Below are 18,741 nucleotides of genomic sequence, written 5' to 3'. Positions count from 1 at the left end.
TGAGAGAACTCATACTTATAATCTGGTTATTTATATTCTTGTGGGACGAAACGGTAATGCCCCGTAATTTTAAAATCGAAAAGCATGTCGCTTTTTTCAGGTCCTCGACCAATATTATGAACAATTAATGGATTCCCTGTGTCTTTTGCTAACTCATTCACAACCATCCCAATGTGCGGCAAATTACCTGGCAGCATCCACGTTACAATGTCACCCGTTTTATAGTCGTTCACGTTACTTGATTTAGCGAGCACTTGGCCATGATTTTTAAAGTAAGCCTGTAAGTTTGGCACACGGCGGTGGTCTATATTTTTATCCGGTTTGGTCAAACCCCAAATACGCTTAGAGGGATATAGCTCAAAGCTTTTTAACATGTCCTCATGCACAAGCTTTTGCAAATCAATACCTAAAAGTCGATATGATCGAATAACTACATCGGTACACACTCCTACATTAGCGGGCACATCGCCACCCGGATAAGCAATAGAGTGATAAGACCCATCGTAGGTAACGTTATGTGTTGTTCTTTCAAGTAACGCAGCCACAATATCGTCATCAAACGATGCCGCATAGGCATTTACACTAAGTAAGCTCAGTAAAAAAACAGTAAAGCGTGTCATATGCAATCCTTTGAAAATGTTAATTGACTACAACGCTTGAACCACGTGTTCAGGCACGTTTATTTTCTTGCCATTATTTGTAAAGTGCTTATCAAGACCATACGCCATGACTTCAAGTGGCGCAGCTGCATAACCAACCTGCTGAATTTCGGTTATGTAACGCAACATAAAAGCCTCGGCCCCAAGTTCACTCCATTGGGCTACGTGAACAAGTTCATGAAAATGCACAGCTAAATTATCAGCTACGTAAGGAAGCATGTAATAAGTGTTTTTGTATGTAGTACCTGCGGCATCCATGTCAATAAAATCGTCTAATCCCATTTCACGCAAAAAAGGAAAGTTAGGTTTGGGTATTTCATCGACAATAACGTAAAAGGCATTTTTTAAAAATTCGACAGGATAAAACCCTGCAAACTCACTAGCAAATTTCTCACAGCTAATTCTTTGGGTTTTATATTTAATATTTGTTGCATCAATCCATTGTTCTATTTGTTCGAGCACGTCCATTCTCTTAATCATCAATGTTTACTGGCTTGACCTTTCCCATTGCGATATAAGCCGATAAGTTAAATGATACCAAAACCAAGGCGAATAATCGAACTCCAAAACCTAAGAAGTGAACTTATAATAGTGTCCAGTTGTAGTTCATTTATTATTTCATCGGTATCAGCATAAACTAATGCACATAAAACCAGTGGGGGTAAATAACGCTAATTAATAAAAAACCTATTTTAAATCGTGTAACCATTTTACTAATTTTTTAACATGCCCGCTTGAACATAAGATTAGATGGCAAGCTTGTATGTAACCCATTGAGTGCAAAGCGTTTAGTGTTTCTGTCGGTAGTTGTTGTAGTGTATCTGCGGCAATAGAATACAAGCCATTGTAGCCTTGTGTTTTGCCATTTGATTTAGTGATGTTTAGCTGCACTGCTTCAATTAAATCGTGTTTTAGTAAAGTATTGATAAAAGCGGTTGTACGTTCGCCGCCATGCATAAGCTTTATCAATTGCTCACTCACATTATTTAGATATGTGGTTGGCTCCCCTGTTTCGTTAAATAACCGTGTTCCCTCACTATTATTTACTCTTGGGTGTTGTTCGTTAATTGTAACAGCGAGATCTGTTTGCTCGGTCTTGTTAGTAAGTTTATTTCCTATTCCTAACTTAAATGGTTGTCGCTGTAAGTGTAACGGTACGTAAGTGGCATGCCATATATCATTTTGTAAAAATAAGTTTTGCCCCTCATCAAAGCCAGTTAAAGCATATAGTTCAAACTGGCCAGTTTGATTGTTCTTCATAAAATAGACTGGGTAGTCTAATGCAAGTTGAGCAAGCTCATCGGCAACAACCGGAATGTAGTTTACTGCTTCGCCGTATTGTGTACCGCGTTCAGTTTTAATGCGAGTGTGCTTATGTGTATTTTTATCGAGTAATACTGAGTTTGTCATAGTGTGTCGCTCTTATGTTTTAACTATATTTGCTGCATACCAAATTGATTAATTTGCGCTAATAATGCTTTATTGGTAGGTAATTTATTAAGTAATTTTTGGGTGTATTGCTGGTTGTTATTAACAAGCGCAATGGCCTTTTTAAAATAACTTTCTGAGTTGCCATACAGTTCGCTTGAGCCTGTAAACCCCATGCCATACATCACATATTGATAGCTTGCTGCTGGAAACACTTCTTGTGAATGATCAAAGTGGTTATCGCTTGGTGTATGATATTCCCAAAGTGATAAGTTATCTTTTAAGCTTTGTGGAATAGTATTTTGATGACAGTGCGCTTGCCAAAATGGGCTGTCGGTTCGTTTACTCAACATATAATGCAACTTTAAAAAGTCGATTATTCGCTCCCATCGGTAACTAAATATGCGGTTAAAACGCTGCGCTGTTATATTCATTACATGCCTATTGGCCGGAAATTGCTGCGCAACAAAATTGGCTGATATTTCTACCAGTAATAAAGCAGAGGCTTCCAGTGGCTCCAAAAAACCAGCTGAGAGGCCTACTGCGACACAGTTTTTATGCCAAAATTTTTCACGATGTCCTGGTTCGAAACTAAGCTTTTTAACTTTGTATTCGCTTTGCTGATCTTTATTAATATTTAAGTAATCAAATAATTGCTGCTTAGCATCTTCATCACTAATGTGTTTACTAGAGTACACATGCCCTATTCCACGGCGTGTTTGTAATCCTATATCCCAAATCCAGCCCGATGTTTGTGCTGTAGATAAAGTATGCGAGCATATTGGTTCGTCATCTTTGTATGGCATGTGTATGGCAAGCGCACTATCAGCAAATAATACATCTTTACAAGATTTAAACCCCACCCCTAAGTTCTCACCTAGTAATAACGATTTAAAGCCACTGCAATCGATAAATAGATCCCCAGCTATCTCTATTTTATTATTAAGGCTAACGCTTTTAATATCGCCATTTGTGCAATTGTTTACACCGACGACAGTGCCTACAATGTGTTTAACATTAAGATTATCAATGCAGTGGTTTTTTAAGAATGTCGCGAATAAGCCTGCATCCAAGTGATAAGCATAATTTGCTATTGCACTAAATTCGGGTGTGGTGATTTGTTTGGGAGCTAATCCACTTTCGCATATTGATTGCTGCGCACTTACATACTGGGCAAAAGGAGGTTGTGCGTTATTAATATTAAGCCAGCTGGTGGCTAAATTATTTTCAAACATACCCGTAGGTAGCTCAAGCGGGTGATAATAGTAATCATCATTTTCTCCGGTTACCCACTTAGCAAATTTAGCACCTTGCTTAAACGATACATTACATTTTTTAATAAATTCAGTTTCACGAATACCCATGTCTTTAAGGGTTCTGCGCATTGTAGGCCAAGTTCCTTCGCCAACGCCAACTGTAGGAATATCTGAGGACTCTAACAGCGTTATATTTATTTTTTTGCTGTGATGTTTTTGCAAATACGCCGCAATTATTCCTGCACTTAGCCATCCTGCAGTTCCACCGCCAACTATTACTATTGATTTAATATCATCGTTCATAGCAACCTCGTTAGTTAAAAAGCAAAACGACAGCGCTGAGCTGTCGTTTTGTATTATTTGTCAAAAACTAACTTACCATTTAGCACTTAAGCCAATGCTAAAGCGCGGACCATATTGCTCAGCAGATACTAATTGCTCTGCAAAACGACCATGGCGGCGTGTTGTTTCATTAGTTAAATTAAGTGCATCAAAGCTAACACCCAAGGTGTCGTTAATGGTGTAATTAAAACTAAAATCTAGCTGACCGTACGCCTCTGTAAATGTAGGCTCAGTTCCCAAAGACAGTAAGAAATCATCGCGCCAGTTATAGGCTAAACGAACTTGGTAATCATCGTTTTCGTAAAAGCCGACCAAATTACCTGAGTCGCTTAGTCCTGCTAGTGCAATTGTTTGGTCAAAATCATACGGTTTAAACGATTCATCGCTATTAACTATCGTATAATTAGCAACGACGCCAAAGCCTGTATCAGGCACCATGTACTGCGCATTTAATTCCCAACCATCTACTTCACGATTTTGAAGATTATCTGGCGTTGCAATATCAAATGTAACAATCGGGTCTGACGCTTGGCTTAAACATGCTGGGTTAGGTGTATCTGAACTATCAGGACAACCAGGGCGAGGGTTAACACTTGGATCGCGCAACGGCTCGCCATTTACATCATTTAGCGTACCTTGCACTACGCCTGCACCAATGAAGTTTTCAACAAACTTTTTAAAGTAACCAACCGATGCATAGCTTCCGTCGTCTCCATACCACTCAACTGAAAAATCAAAGTTATCTGACGTAATTGGCAATAAGTTAGGGTTACCTTGCGATGCATTAAACGGTCCTTCAGGACGGGCGTTAATGGTAGTTGATGGGAACATACCACCAATACCTGCACGGGCTAAAGTACGACTATATGAAAAACGAGTTTTAAAGCCGTCATCTAAGTCGGCGCTTATATCAAAGTTTGGTAATATACGTGTATAACCACCTTCAAGCTCCTGCGGTGTTGCTGTTGCAGCAAATACAGGGCGAAGCTCTTCAGCATGACGATAGTTAAAAGCAACAACCCCAGGCTTGACTGAATAACCTGTTACATCGGTGTCTTCGTAGCGCACACCGACATTCATATCAATTGGAATATCGTTAAATTCGGTTTTAAGATCAAATGATACATATATCGCGAGCGTTTGCTCCTCAACCCCATTTGTAGAAATATTTGGCTCAATAAATAATCCTTCATCTCTGACAATATCTACAAAATCGTTGGCACTGTAACGTGGAATAAATGGAAATAGCTGATCCGAACCTGAAAACTCATCAGCAAAGTCACCTTGTTCATCAAAGGTTAGCCCTAGGTTGTCTAGGGGAATATCCACAAATGAAAACTGCTCAGAAAGATAAGTATCAATTTGATAATCGGTATACATTACACCAAAATTTATAGCGCTGAGTGCCCCACTCTTCAAATTCTCCCATTGCCCACTTGCATGATACTGCTTAATGGTATTTTTCATTTCATAGCCACGGCGCTGATATAAATCTGACACAATATTAGCTGGGTTGTAAGCCCCACCCGCCAATGTTGAATCATCAACCCCAATACTCGGAATATCACCAGAGAAGTTAGCACTGATGGATTTAACCGAACCTGGGACATTCTTTAAATTCGCGATTGTTTCAGCTGTATCACCATCTGGGTTTGAGTGCGATGTAGAGTTATGAGCGTCAAACGTAAGTTTCAATGAATCGCTTGCTTGCCACGCTAAATTTAAGCCTAATGAATCGTTTTCTTTTTCCTCGTAGAGTTCCCACGCCCAAAAATTTAACTCATCATTTGCATTTTTAATATCGACTAAAGTGCCATTTTCATCGGCGGTGCCTGTTGGGTTATCGAACCAAAATGCCATTTTATTTGTGTTACTAATTTCTTCAAAGCGCGATAAAGTGTAATCAAGGGTAGCCGTTAAGTTGTCACTAGGAGCGTACTGTAAAACCAACTGCGCATTTTGGCGTTCTCGCTTAGTTTCAAAGCGCTCCATTTCTGGCGTCCAAGGTACCCAATAAGTACCAGTTGGATTAGCTGTTGTATCAATTGCACTGCTATCAACACCTGCAGCATTTGCTCGGTTACGCACCCAACCTTGCGATGTGCCTACGCGCTCTCGGCCACTTTCTCGCTCTGAATGCGACAGGGCAAGTAAAACACCAAACGTATCATCAGCGAATGTTTGGCTAACCATTCCCGAAATTTCTGGTGTTACGTTTGATTTCTCTGAACTGGTGTCTTTAATTGCCTTTGCATTTGCAAATGCTTTAAAACCGTCAAAATCAAATGGTTTTGCTGTATTTATATTAATCGTTGCGCCAATACCGCCTGAGGCCACATTCGCTTTGCCCGTTTTATAAACGGCTACGCCCGACACACTTTCAGCCGCTATTTCTCTAAAGTTAAAGCTGCGTGAAACACCCGCCTCTTGCAATACAGAGGAGTTAGGCATTTGACGACCATTTAAGGTGACAAGGTTAAAACCTGGACCAAAACCACGGACACTAACTTGGTTGCCTTCATTGTTTGCACGGTCGATTGATACACCACTTATACGTTGCAGCGATTCAGCTAAGTTAGTATCAGGTAACTTACCAATGTCCTCTGCTGATATAGCATCAACTACGCCTGATGAATCTTGCTTTATTGAAGCAGATTTACTTAATGCGCTTCTGATACCTGTTACTTGGATAACTTCAACATCACTTTGTACAGTTGTCTCGTTTTCCTGTGCGGCATAACTTACAGGAGACGTTATCAGCATTGCTGCGCAAATCGCATTTAATTTAAATTGTGTGTTAGTCATTTTTGCACCTAAATATTGTGTTTATTACGTGTAATCGTTGACGGATTATTTACGGGATGATTATTGTCACCATAATATTGTTAACAATTAACTTTACAATAAGTTAGTTTAGCTAATTAAGTCAAACAAATTGACCATTTATTTTACAGTTAGCGTTGGTTTTTTATTGACATTGTAAGCAAGCAGTAAAGTACTGAGACTTATGCATGACTGTTGAGCGGGTTGCTCCCTACAAAAGCGCTAGTTGGTATTAGCGCTCTAATAATGAGGTTATTTTTTGGGCGGTATTTTTAAGCTCGCTAATTACACTGTGTTTATTAGCGTGAGTGTTTAGGGTTGAGTCAAAAGAAGAAATGGTCAATGCAGCTATTAAATTTGCATTAGGCCTGCCAATTAAGACACTAAAATCGTGTACTCCGGCGATAAGTGGATTGCTTTGTATTATGTGCCCTTGCACTTTGATTGTGTTTAGCTCATTTAATAATGCTTTATAGGCGTCTTTACTAGCACTGTAAATTTCATCGTGTTCGATAAGCATTTGCCGCACTTCGTCATTACTGTTGGCTAAAAGCAGTTTACCAGCGCTTGAGCTACTAAGTGGAAATAAAGCCCCCTCTGCAATACTCAAATGCATAGGGCTTTTGCTACGCGCTTGCACTACCACCATAGCTTGGCTTTGATAAAGCATACTTAGATGACATGACTGTTCAATATTTACAGCTAGATCTTCCATATGTGGCAAGGCCGATTTTAGTACATTATCCATTGGTGAAATACTTCGCGATAAATTATACAACTTTAATGACAAATGATATCGACCAGAGGTTTCAGAGCGAATTAGATAACCGCGTTTTTCAAGCCCAATAAGTACTCTATAGACTTCGTTAGGTGTTTTTAAAATACCAGCCGCTATCTCACTTTGTGTACAAGGCCTTTTATTTTTTGCTAAAAATTCTAATATATCCAACCCCTTATCTAAAGCAGGAACTGCATATTTAGTTTTTGATTTATCGTTCATTTGTACTTATTTATGCCTTTTAAAATTGATAAACAATACGTTTGTTTATATATAAATTTAAAACTTTTTTTTAGCTTGAAATTTTCAATAATAATTTAAAATCAATAACTTAATAAAACAAAATTCATTCATATATGAATTCTATATTTTTATATAAATTACGCTTGACCTAAATGCTTAACCGAGCAATCATTGTTAACAATATACAACTGTAAGAGAAAATGGAAATGTTTTTATGTCACACACTTATTTAACACCACAACAAATAGCTGATTTTCATCGTGATGGTTATATTATTGTCAAAAATTACTACAGCGCTGATGAAATTGAGCTATTACAACAAACTGCTTTTAATGACGATACACTCTATGAGCGAGCATGGGACAAAAAAGACGCCGACGGCGCTGTAAGTAAAGTCTGTTTATGGCAAAAAACAGGCGACGATTTATACAGTATGTTTTCTCGCGGTCGTCGCTTAATTGAAGTATGCGAAACACTTATTGGCGAAGAGGTGTACCACACCAGCACTAAAATTATGATGAAAGAACCATTTGTAGGTGGTGCCTGGGAATGGCACCAAGATTTTGGCTACTGGCATCGTGATAACTACATGCTTTATCCAAAATCAATTAGCTGTATGGTCGCCATTAATAAAGCGACGCAAGAAAATGGTTGCTTGCAAGTACTTAAAGGCTCACATCATTTGGGACGATTGGATCACAGTAAAACGGGTGACCAAAAAGGCGCCTGTTTAGAGTTTGTAGAAGAAGCAATGAAGTACCATGAACTTATCAATGTAGAACTTGAACCAGGTGATGTACTGTTTTTCCACTGTAATTTACTGCATAAATCAAATCAAAACCGTGCTGCAGAACCTCGTTGGTCAATGATCAGTGCTTACAATGCGATTAGCAACCAACCATTTAAAGAAAACGAAGCTGTTTATTATCCATTAAATCGCGTTAACGATGATGCTATTTTAAATTTTAAAGCAAAAGAACGCACTTAAAGTAACCTTCTAGCCTAAACCAGCTTATGCATTATAGCCCAATGCATAAGCTGGTTTTTTTATATGGAAAATTCTGTATGTTAACCTCAGAACAAAAACACCTTATACCTCACGCTACTCCTAAAAATGACGAAGACCCGCACGGGAAAATAATTGGCCAAGGTCAATTTAAATACAAAATAGACGCCCACTGGGGGAAGTTAAACCCCAATAAATACCCTATAGAAAATTGTCATGCGATGGTGATGGACTCACAAGGGAGAATATTTATGATCACCGATAACACGACTAATAATATTTTAGTGTATAGCCAAAACGGTGAATTACTTGACGCTTTTGGAAGCTCTTTTCCTGGTGGACACGCTATAAAAATTATAAAAGAAGGCGAGCAAGAATTTTTATACGTTGTAGATAGTGGCTGGATTGTTAATCGCCACTGGGATGGTCACAGCACAGAGCAATGGGATAGCCCTACTAACAATGTCATTCCACAGGCTGGCTTTATTTCCAAAATGACCTTAGATGGCAAACTGATTTACAGTATTGGCCATCCACAAACGTGCGGTGCTTATAAACCCGAGCAACCTTTTCGCCCTACTGATATTGCCATTGCCCCCAATGGGGACTTATATGTAACCGATGGTTATGGCAGCGACTTTTTACTGCATTATGATAAACAAGGCCGCTATATAAACCATTGGGGCGGTCACCATAATGATGACGAAAATTACAATTTACACAACACCCACGGTATTGAAGTAGACTTACGCGATCCATCAAATCCCACATTAATAGTAAGCTCTCGTTTTGAGCAATGTTTAAAAATATTTTCGTTTGATGGTAAGTACCTTGATAGAATTAGCGCTAATGGGGCATATATTGGCGGTCCCGTGTTCAAAGGCGAACTATTTTATGCACCTGTTTGCTGGTCGCATATTGACAATAAAAATGCTGACGACTCTGGCTTTATTAGTATATTTGATAAAAATAACACGCTCATAGCTAATTTAGGAGCACCGCAACCCCAGTACAAAAATGGTGAACTACAGCCGATGCAAAGTAACGGGGACATTTTTAATCACGTGCATTGCATTTGCGTAGATCAAGACGACAACTTATATGTAGGCCAGTGGAACTCCTCTAAAACATACCCAATTAAATTAATAAAACAACCATGCTAAGTTTAACGCTCTGAGAATAGTGTTTATTTTTAATAATGAGTACCTTGTACTCATTATAAAGCATAAAACTCACAGGCTTAACAGCAAAAATACACCTAAAGCCATTCCTCGCATATTTAGTATTAGTTTATTTGTATTGTGTTAGGCAGTTGTAGCGATACAAATAAAAAACTGCGAAGCTATCATATAGATAAACCCGCAGTTTGTTTATTACTAAACCTTTATTACACGTTTTTAGCGAGTAATACGTTTACTCATTTTAAAGTTTTGTAATGTTAGTGAACTAACTGCACCACCGCTGTCAGGGAATGTAACTTCAATATTGTTAGTTTTTTTAATGTTATTATATGGCACTGGAATTTCAATAACACCAAAGAAACGCTCACGTCCAAGGCCACCATTTTTTTGATCATATCCTCTAAAATCAGTAGGAATAGCGACTCTATTACCATTAACAGTCACAACTGGCGTTAACGACTTTCCATGAGGGCGGCCAACACCTAAGCGCAATGTAGCCTCGCCATTAGCCCCTTTATCTACATTGTTAATAGTAAAGAACTGGGTCGCGTTGGCTGCAATATTTTTAACTACTGCACTTGCGTAATGCTTAGACTCTTGATTGATATTGTTAATAGCAACATTATTTTGGTGACTCACTTTAATTATCATGGTTGATTCAGAGCCCAATACAACAGAGCTTGGGAGCGTTGTTCTGTTGCTGTTATCCAATATTGGTTTTCCTTGAGCATTAGGATATAAGTGCTTAATATTTACACTCGTTACGGCGTTAGAACCCTTACCTAAAACACTTAAATCGATATCAGTCGGTGAAAATTCAAGGCTGTTTAATATCAAATAAACATCTTTGCCATCAACATACGCGTCAGCTTGAATATCCATATCGCTTGCCCAGCTATCAATTCGCGTCCCTTTTATGTCAGACCATAACTGGTAAAACTTAACCATTTCGGTGTAAACCCATTGCTCGCCGGTTTCGCCTTCACCTTCTTTAGCTTGACGCAGTAAACGCCAGTAGTAGGGAATAGTGTCGCTAATACGGCCCCATTCTGCTTTTAATGGAATAAACGGAATGGCTTTATCAATACGGTTTGGCCTTTCCATAAAGCTCATAAGCATAGAGCTCATTGCCTTTAGACATAACCAGTCACGTTGCGGAGTCCATTTAGTACCAAATGAGCCTTGTAATTGAGAGCCATATTCGGAAATAACTAACGGTTTAATACTACCCCACTTATAAGCCATATATTGCTCAACCATATCAAGGGTCGCTTCCATATTGCTGCCTTTTCTGTACTGTATTTGATGCTGACCACCAGGACCACCTGGGAAATTTGGAAAGTCATATAAGTGCATCGAAATAAAGTCCATTTTATTTCCTGCAATATCTAAAAATGCCTTGTCGCGTTGCTTCCAGTTATCGAAAAATTGTGACCCTTTTTCATAATCAGGAAACGCCACCGTAAACCCCCCTACTTTTACATCATTCAGTGAAGGGTTAGCATTAATTACATCAGCAACTGAGTTATGCAATCTAAAAATGTCATAGAGGCTCTCTTTATCATAGCCGTTATGCGGAAAGTCGTGCAGTTCAAATAGTGGCTCGTTCATTACCTCAACATATGTTGGGCGCTTTTGACCAAGGCTGTCTGATGTGCCTGCTTTAAAGTACTTTTGTAAAAACTGCGCCATGTAGTCGCCCAGGGCTGTACCTAGTGGTTCACCTGCTGTATCTGTTTGCGAGAAAGACCAATTTTGATTCCCAATTTTAGTACCATCAGGGTAATAAGGGTGTTGCTGTGCAGCGACAATTAAATCACTGTTACGCCCTTCATGCTTTCGCATTGTTTTAGCTTGAGCTGTTGTAATATTGGTGTAATTCCATTTAACTCCGCCACCATTTGTTGTTGCGGTTGCCGCGCTTGCATAACCTGGTTTTGCTGAATCTTCTGGTAATTGTGTTAGTTGATATTTCATGTTACCCGTATCACGGCCAAAGTACACATCGTAATCTTCTAAAAAATGCGTCATTAAATCAGGATCTGCATTAGGCGCATTTAAGCTTTGAGCATTATTTCCAAACCAGTCACTTTCGGTATTTGATGAATGTAACGTAATAAATTTACGACGGTCGAAGCTATCAAACTGTCCTACGGCATGTTTTGTATCAATATTAAATTGTACCTTAACTTTATCGTTACTAACGCTTGCACCGCTGCTTGCTTGTTGCTCAACAACAAACTTATTTTGATTTGCACCACACTGCGATCTAACAACTAAGTTACTACCATTTGATATGTTAGTTGGTTGAACACATTTACCTCCCGATACATGCTTAATGGCGTTTGCGGATGTTTTAGTAAATTTAACTCGATTATCAAAATCGCAACCCGACCACAATACAAGTTGCTGTCCATCCGCCGGATTTACTAACCCGCCAGGATGAATGCATAAACCTGACTTATCGTGTTTTATACTCCCACCAGATGTCCAACTAAACCTAGCTGCGTCGCCACTACAATTATTATTTAATATTACTTGAGTACCATTTACTGCATTGCCTGCGGTTCTAAAACACATTTGCGACGACGTTTGTTTAATAACTGTGCCAGCGTGTGCATTAAAAACGCTTGAAAGTAGTAGCGCGGACGAAACCGCACAATATAATGAGCTTTTTTTCATTTTTGTTACCTATCTTGGTGTGAAAATTAATCCTTTGTGTAAAGGCATTGAGTACACAACCAATATAATGTTAACAATTAACTATTTACAACATAAAATTAACTCTTTATTTAAATTCCACACTTTAGTATCAATATCCGGCACGTTTATTTAAAGCTTAAATGAACAGCCTGAACACACCATTTACAGTTAAAAATAATATCAACTTGTAATACTTGCGACAAAAAAAACCATAACTATCTGTTATAAAATGTATTTAATTTGTCAGTATTCAGAAAGTATATTTTTTTAAATATATTTTTAACTACAGATCAGAATAGTTATTTTAGAGGTTGTAGAGTTAACAGCTATTATATTTTACCCTTAAGTATTTAAGGGATTTGTAGGCTTCAATGAATGTAATTATCAAAAAGGCAGGTCTAATTAGTTAATAAAGCAGTATTATCAAACACATTAACGAGTTTACTTATGCCCTATAATTTACAAAAACTAATCATAATAAAACTAGCTCACTTACTTTCACTTCTCGTCTTTTCATTAGTTATCTTGTACTTGGTTAGCGCAAAAGTGCATGCCGTTGATGCTGTATGGCCGTCAAAAACGACATACAAATATGCAAACGTAAACGGTAAAAAAATATTTTACCGAGAAGCTGGCATCCAACATAAGCAAACCATTGTACTTTTACATGGATATCCGTCCTCTTCACATAGTTATCGTGAGCTAATTCCGCTTTTATCAGGGCGTTATCATGTTATAGCACCTGATTATTTAGGTTCTGGTTACAGCGAACGCCCAAACCCAGAAACTCAAAAATATACTTTTGAATTACTAGCTCAATACGTTGAAGGGTTACTAACAACGCTTAAAGTAAAGCGCTACAGCCTATATATACAAGACTTTGGAGCACCTGTAGGCTTTAGAATGTTGTTAAATAATCCTAATAAACTTGATGCACTTATTGTACAAAATGGTAATGCGTATTTAGAGGGGCTAACCCTACTGAGGCAAGCATTTTTTAAAGCCGCGAATGAAGATAGTTCGAAAGCTCAGCAAGATAAAATTTATTCGTTCACGTCTGAACAAGCCATTATTAATAAGCAGTATTTACGAGACGTACAAAGTAACCCAGAAGTGATGAGCCCAGATAGCTGGACGCACGATCTTCACTTTTTACAAACCAAAGCCGATAGAGTAATTCAAGTACAATTGCTACAAGATTACTACAACAACCTTCTCGACTATCCAAAGTGGCAAGCTTATTTACGCAAGTACCAACCACCAACGTTAATTGTATGGGGTAAAAACGACCCAGCATTCATAGCCGAAGGCGCTAAAGCATACTTAAAAGATGTACCGAACGCTGAACTCTATTTACTCGATTCAGGGCACTTTAGCGTTGAAGAAAAACCAGTAGAAATTGCAAAGTACATTATCGACTTTATGAATAAGCTAGCTCAATAGTAAGCCTTTTATTTTGGTTTAGTATTTATAGCGAACATAAAAAAACGCTGAGGGTATAAACCATCAGCGCTTTATTAAGCTCAAGCTAAATCCACAAAAATCACATTTAATATGGATAAGTTATACTTTTATGTATTTAACCTTCTTCTTCAATAAGCGACTCTAGTAGGTCGTGTATTTCAGCTTTAAGCTCTTTGTCTTCAATTTTATTGGCGCTGACTTTAGCATTTTGAAGGTTTTTAATAGCTTCATCTTTTTGGCCAAGCTCAAGCTGTAATGTAGCCATTGAAAAAGAAACCGACGACATGTGATCTTTGTTATTAATCGCAATCGACTTTTCTAATGCTTTTTCGTAAGTAGTAATTGCCTCTTCTAACTCTTCGGTAAAATCAGCTAAAGTTTCCCATTGTACAGGGTGATCTTTTGAGGTGTTTTCGTTTTCAATACAAATAGCTTTTAATTGAGCAAATAACGACTCAAACTTTTCACGGTTATTTTTGTTAGCCGCCGCCATTAAATCTTCTGCTAGATCATGTACCGCTTTATATACTTTTGTATTCATCATCACTGGTTATCCTTTCATGCAGCTAAACTCATTTACTCACTCAATTTAGCTAAAATGTATCATTACAGTCATTATAAAACGTATTTAAACAACTGATTTATTTAATTTGGTGTATAGCGTAATAATACATTAATAATGAACATCGCGTAGGCGTTAAACACTCTGAGATTAAACTTTATCGCAATTACTCTTGGTAAACTTACACGCTGAATAAACTTGCAACCCAATCCAACGTAAAAATGGTCGTAAAGACTTTAAGTGCAATGACAACTAAAAATAATAGGATAATTGCCACTTTAGCTTTGCTACTTTTAAGATTGTTCCAATACAATAGCTTTGCATTAAATTCTGTTTTTAACTTAGTGACAGCCTCCTTCATAATAACGCCCTGCTTAGGTATCTGCGCTCAGCAACATTTAACAATCACACAGTTGCTCAAGCGGGGTTTGTAATATTTTTCGCTACCTTTAGAGTAAACCATTAAATAAAGCCTGTACTATATAAAATGTAACAAAGGGTTTTAACTTAAGTTATTGTATCTAACTATTGTTTACACACCCAAAAATTAAAGGATGGGTAAATTCAGTAGAGCGTTAATAATAAATTTGGTGCTACACTAATAACTAACTTAAACTCGTTAACAGCCAACCAAATTAGCAAATTATGAAAGAATGCAACCAGTGTGGTAAATGCTGTATTAAATATGGCGGCGGCGATTTAAGCGCAACGAAAGAGGAAATAGATTTATGGGAGCTCTTTAACCCCGAAATTTATGAATACGTTAAAAACAACGAAATTTGGTTTGACCCAAAAACAGGTTTAAGACTTCAAGTGTGCCCTTTTTTAGAAATTGCGCCTAAAAAAGATCCCTTGGCTAAAAACATGTACACCTGCAGTATTTATCTCGACCGCCCAGAGGACTGTCGCCACTACCCAAGCCTCATTCCTGAAATGATCAGAGACGAATGCGAAATGATTGAACCTATCGACATAAAAAATCAAACCAGGGCTCAACATAAACTAGATATACTTATGATTGATAGTCGGTAACTCTCTTATAAACTGCAACAGGTTATTGGTTATTTTTTTATTTTTAAATAAGAGTAAAAGTGTATACCAACAACCTATAGCCACAACAATAGAGCCAAAGCAAATTACAAATAAGGGTATTATAGGCTCATTCCATCCCATTGGAATAATTATAATAAATGGAGTTACGCTCGCTAAAAGAACCATAGGTAAATTAAAAACATTAAATTTTTTTAATAAAATTGATATTGGTACCCCATAAACAAGTAGTGCGGGATAAACATAAAATAAGCTTCCGCCAACCATTAAGGCATCTGTTTTCTTTTCGGCCAATAGCACAAGTAAATATAATACACATAAAGATCAATCACTAATGCATACGAATTATGCCATCTATTTTTAAAATTTAATAAGACTTCTGTGATAATTAAAGATTGTCTATGAATTTAAAAAGCGGACGCATAACAACTAAGGCCACTAATAATTAGTGACCTTGCTTTTTATATCATAACAAATAGTTAGTTTTTTAAATTAAATATCATCACTGTACTCAAACGCTTGGAGCGTCACGCTGCTAACAAATCCGCCATCATCAGGATATGTAACTAATATTGTATTATTGGTTTTTAACAGCTCGTTTGGTACTTCGATTTCTAGCATACTAAATACTTGTGGGCGAAATACTTGCTCATCAACGGCATAATCGGTTGGTACAGTAACTAAAGTGTCATTTACTTTAACGATAGGTTGTTGAGCTAAATCATGCTCTCTACCAAAACTTAAACGCAATATACCTTTACCATATTCACTTATTTTTACATCGTTAATGTTAAATTTAAGCGCTGTATTGGCTTTAATTGCCTGTTTGTAGGTTGTTGCATAGTATTTATGCTCGTCAGACTCAGCAATAATTTTTATATTGTCGCTGAACGTATATTCAATAATTACTGTGGCTTCTGCGCCTATGTTAATGCTTTTTGGTAACTCATTTTTTACACCAATATTTTGTGATGTTGTTGTAAGTGTTGGCTCACCATTAGCAAAGTGCAAGTGCTTAATTTTAATGTTATTAATCGGATTGCTTGGTAGCTCTATTAAATTTAGCAAGGCGCTATTAGCACTTGTTTCTAAATTACTGATAATTACATATGCTTTGTTATTGTTTACATAACTATCTACTAGTAAGTCGGCTTCGTTTGATTCAGTATTAACACGTGTGCCATTTACATCTGACCACAATTGATAAAATTTAATAATGTCGGTGAATACATATTCATCGCCTGTTTCACCTGTTTTTTCGTCATTGTGGCGTAGTAAGCGCCAAGCATAATCGCGTCCCTCATTACCACTCCACTCTGCTTTTGCTAAACTAAATGGAATGGCTTTAAGTATGAGATTAGGTTTAGCCATAAATTGCATCATCATAGGGCTAAACGATTTCATAGTTTGCCAGTCATTTATTGCAGTCCATGGCGTTGCTTCTGTTTTATGGTCACGCCCGCCGTATTCCGAAATCATGAAAGGTTTTACCTTACCTAGTTTAAGCTTTTCGTATTGCTCCATCATATCCATAGTGGCTTCTATACGGGCTCCTTTAAAGTTAGCAACGCCTTTATCGCGGTTTAAGTAGCCAAAGTCGTAAAGGTGAATCGAAAAATAATCTATGTATTCACCGCTGGTATCTAAAAATAGCTTCATTCGCTCATCCCAACGATTAAAATTGTTATCGTCAAACCATGGAAAAGCAGTGGTGTACCCACCAATCTTAATACTTGTATTAACTTTTCGTATGCCTTGGGCTACTTCGTTATGAAAAATAAATGTATCGATAGGCTTACCGTGATGTACATCAACAAGTTCGTAAAGTGGCTCATTAAGTATTTCAAGGTATTGTGGGGGTACTGGGCCTTTGTTCGGTCCTTGGTTGTCATTTCGATAAAATTCATTTACAAAATTTCCCATATATTGACCCACGGCATCGGTATTAGCAAAGCTCCATTCGCCTTTGCCTTCATGATTACCAATCCAAAACTGATTAATTTGCCCGCCTATCATTACGTGGGCTCTATTGTCGTATTTATGAAGCTTCGACAACGTTTTACCATAATAATCTTCGCGAGCAGTTTTGCCATAAGCAGCGATACTCTCAGGGCTTGCGTACCCTAGATTATTTGGGTTCTGCTCAACTTGAGTCGCGTAATACGGCATAGAACCGTTATCACGACCAAAGTACACATCAAGGTCGTTAAGTAAGTAGTCGAGCTTATCTTCTTCCCCCTTCCAATCGGTTGTTGTTAGCATCGAATGCATAACAATATATTTGCTTCTATCAAAGGTTGATAGGCCGTCAATACTTCGCTTTACGTTTAAATTTACGGATACTTCTGGCTGTGCGACTAAATTGCTTGATGCAGTACATGCAAATGCAATTAAAAGTGAGCTAATGACTTTCATGGGTTATCTCCTTATTTTAATTGTGTGTGAGTTTTGCTTTCTAATTGAGCAAAAAAGATCATAGTTTTAGCTACATGTTCGTGCCAATACTCCCAGCAATGGGTGCCTGCAAAAATATCGAACGTATGAGGAACATTTTCATCAACTAGCTTTTTTGCAAGCGCAGTATTAGCACTAAAAAGTACATCGTCTTTTCCGCAATCAAATCGCAGTGGCGGTAATGTCTTTTTATTCGCGCTCAATGTTTTAAACACGTCGCCTTTGTACTTATCAGTGGTTTTTTTTAGTGGCTTTAGAGTGTGTTCATCAACAAAGTGATTAAAGTCGTCAAGCTCAGTAATTGATGAATGCGCTGATATACCGCTAAAAATAGTTGGATGCTTTGCACCTAAACATAATGCTCCATACCCTCCCATTGAAAGGCCCGTAATATAAATATTTGATGAGCTCGAGCACATTGGTTGAGTTTGAATAACAGCGCTAATCACATCATCAACTATCCATGCTTCATAATCTGCATTTTTAAGTGGCAAATACCCGCTGCCCTCGGCGTGCGCGCCATCTGATGGCATCACTAATACAAACTCGTTAAGGCCACTGCTACGAAGCTGCTGATACACTTTATGTACGCCCCCTAGCTGGCTCCACACCCAGTGGCTACCATACACACCATGCAGTAATACAATCATAGGTACATTTTTATTACTGGTTGCTTCTTGGTAAATGCTTATATCACCTCGCCCTTTTAAGTGGCTGCTATACGCGGTTAGCGTTACAAAGTTATCAGCGGTGTAGCTGCTATTTGATATTTCTAAACGATGAATTGCCATT

The 18,741-nt window shown here is 37.8% G+C and carries 14 protein-coding genes; 4 read left to right on the top strand and 10 right to left on the bottom strand.

Going from position 1 to position 18,741, the window contains the following annotated elements:
- Window positions 1–26: 26 nt before the first annotated feature.
- The 6 genes from I6F42_RS05985 to I6F42_RS05960 all read right to left on the bottom strand — a co-directional run bounded on the left by I6F42_RS05985 (window position 27) and on the right by I6F42_RS05960 (window position 7,508).
- On the bottom strand, window positions 27–620 hold the full coding sequence (locus I6F42_RS05985) for a DUF1287 domain-containing protein (RefSeq protein WP_197151426.1): 594 nt from the start codon (window positions 618–620) through the stop codon (window positions 27–29).
- A 27-nt stretch (window positions 621–647) separates the two neighbouring features.
- Window positions 648–1,127, bottom strand: a complete 480-nt coding sequence (locus I6F42_RS05980; protein WP_197151555.1) for a hypothetical protein — start codon at window positions 1,125–1,127, stop codon at window positions 648–650.
- A gap of 219 nt (window positions 1,128–1,346) precedes the next feature.
- Window positions 1,347–2,069: a SapC family protein gene (locus tag I6F42_RS05975; RefSeq protein ID WP_197151425.1), complete on the bottom strand. Its 723-nt coding sequence runs from the start codon at window positions 2,067–2,069 to the stop codon at window positions 1,347–1,349.
- A gap of 23 nt (window positions 2,070–2,092) precedes the next feature.
- Window positions 2,093–3,646 carry a tryptophan halogenase family protein gene (locus tag I6F42_RS05970; RefSeq protein ID WP_197151424.1) on the bottom strand — a complete coding sequence of 518 codons (1,554 nt, stop codon included), beginning with the start codon at window positions 3,644–3,646 and terminating at the stop codon, window positions 2,093–2,095.
- Window positions 3,647–3,718: 72 nt separating this feature from the next.
- On the bottom strand, window positions 3,719–6,490 hold the full coding sequence (locus tag I6F42_RS05965; protein ID WP_007586166.1) for a TonB-dependent receptor: 2,772 nt from the start codon (window positions 6,488–6,490) through the stop codon (window positions 3,719–3,721).
- 250 nt (window positions 6,491–6,740) lie between these two features.
- Window positions 6,741–7,508 (bottom strand): IclR family transcriptional regulator, encoded by a 768-nt coding sequence (locus I6F42_RS05960; protein ID WP_197151421.1) that lies wholly within the window; start codon window positions 7,506–7,508, stop codon window positions 6,741–6,743.
- Window positions 7,509–7,743: 235 nt separating this feature from the next.
- On the opposite strand from I6F42_RS05960, the gene I6F42_RS05955 reads away from it, so the two are divergent.
- Both I6F42_RS05955 and I6F42_RS05950 read left to right on the top strand, forming a co-directional pair.
- Window positions 7,744–8,517, top strand: a complete 774-nt coding sequence (locus I6F42_RS05955) for a phytanoyl-CoA dioxygenase family protein (protein WP_007378079.1) — start codon at window positions 7,744–7,746, stop codon at window positions 8,515–8,517.
- Between the two features lie 77 nt (window positions 8,518–8,594).
- Entirely contained in the window at window positions 8,595–9,698 is a 1,104-nt protein-coding gene (locus tag I6F42_RS05950; RefSeq protein WP_197151419.1) for a 6-bladed beta-propeller, read from the top strand.
- A gap of 234 nt (window positions 9,699–9,932) precedes the next feature.
- Here I6F42_RS05950 and I6F42_RS05945 read toward each other — a convergent pair whose 3' ends face one another.
- Window positions 9,933–12,398, bottom strand: coding sequence for a ricin-type beta-trefoil lectin domain protein (locus I6F42_RS05945; protein ID WP_007586175.1), 2,466 nt, complete (start codon window positions 12,396–12,398; stop codon window positions 9,933–9,935).
- 468 nt (window positions 12,399–12,866) lie between these two features.
- On the opposite strand from I6F42_RS05945, the gene I6F42_RS05940 reads away from it, so the two are divergent.
- Window positions 12,867–13,862 carry an alpha/beta fold hydrolase gene (locus I6F42_RS05940; RefSeq protein WP_197151418.1) on the top strand — a complete coding sequence of 332 codons (996 nt, stop codon included), beginning with the start codon at window positions 12,867–12,869 and terminating at the stop codon, window positions 13,860–13,862.
- A 136-nt stretch (window positions 13,863–13,998) separates the two neighbouring features.
- Here the strand turns inward: I6F42_RS05940 and I6F42_RS05935 are convergent, their stop codons facing one another.
- Window positions 13,999–14,427, bottom strand: coding sequence for a hypothetical protein (locus I6F42_RS05935; protein WP_007586178.1), 429 nt, complete (start codon window positions 14,425–14,427; stop codon window positions 13,999–14,001).
- Between the two features lie 663 nt (window positions 14,428–15,090).
- Between I6F42_RS05935 and I6F42_RS05930 the strand changes: the two genes are divergently transcribed.
- Window positions 15,091–15,477: a YkgJ family cysteine cluster protein gene (locus I6F42_RS05930; RefSeq protein WP_007586180.1), complete on the top strand. Its 387-nt coding sequence runs from the start codon at window positions 15,091–15,093 to the stop codon at window positions 15,475–15,477.
- Window positions 15,478–15,987: 510 nt separating this feature from the next.
- On the opposite strand, the gene I6F42_RS05925 is transcribed toward I6F42_RS05930, so the two are convergent.
- Together I6F42_RS05925 and I6F42_RS05920 are read right to left on the bottom strand one after the other, a co-directional pair.
- On the bottom strand, window positions 15,988–17,910 hold the full coding sequence (locus tag I6F42_RS05925; RefSeq protein ID WP_197151417.1) for a beta-agarase: 1,923 nt from the start codon (window positions 17,908–17,910) through the stop codon (window positions 15,988–15,990).
- A gap of 11 nt (window positions 17,911–17,921) precedes the next feature.
- Window positions 17,922–18,740 carry an alpha/beta hydrolase family protein gene (locus I6F42_RS05920; protein WP_010554485.1) on the bottom strand — a complete coding sequence of 273 codons (819 nt, stop codon included), beginning with the start codon at window positions 18,738–18,740 and terminating at the stop codon, window positions 17,922–17,924.
- Between the last annotated feature and the right edge of the window lies 1 nt (window position 18,741).

The sequence above is a fragment of the Pseudoalteromonas sp. SWYJZ12 genome (genome assembly GCF_015864395.1).
Taxonomy (GTDB): Bacteria; Pseudomonadota; Gammaproteobacteria; order Enterobacterales; family Alteromonadaceae; genus Pseudoalteromonas; species Pseudoalteromonas arctica.
Note: the sequence above shows the minus strand (reverse complement) of the source record. Positions and strands in the feature narration are given on the sequence as shown.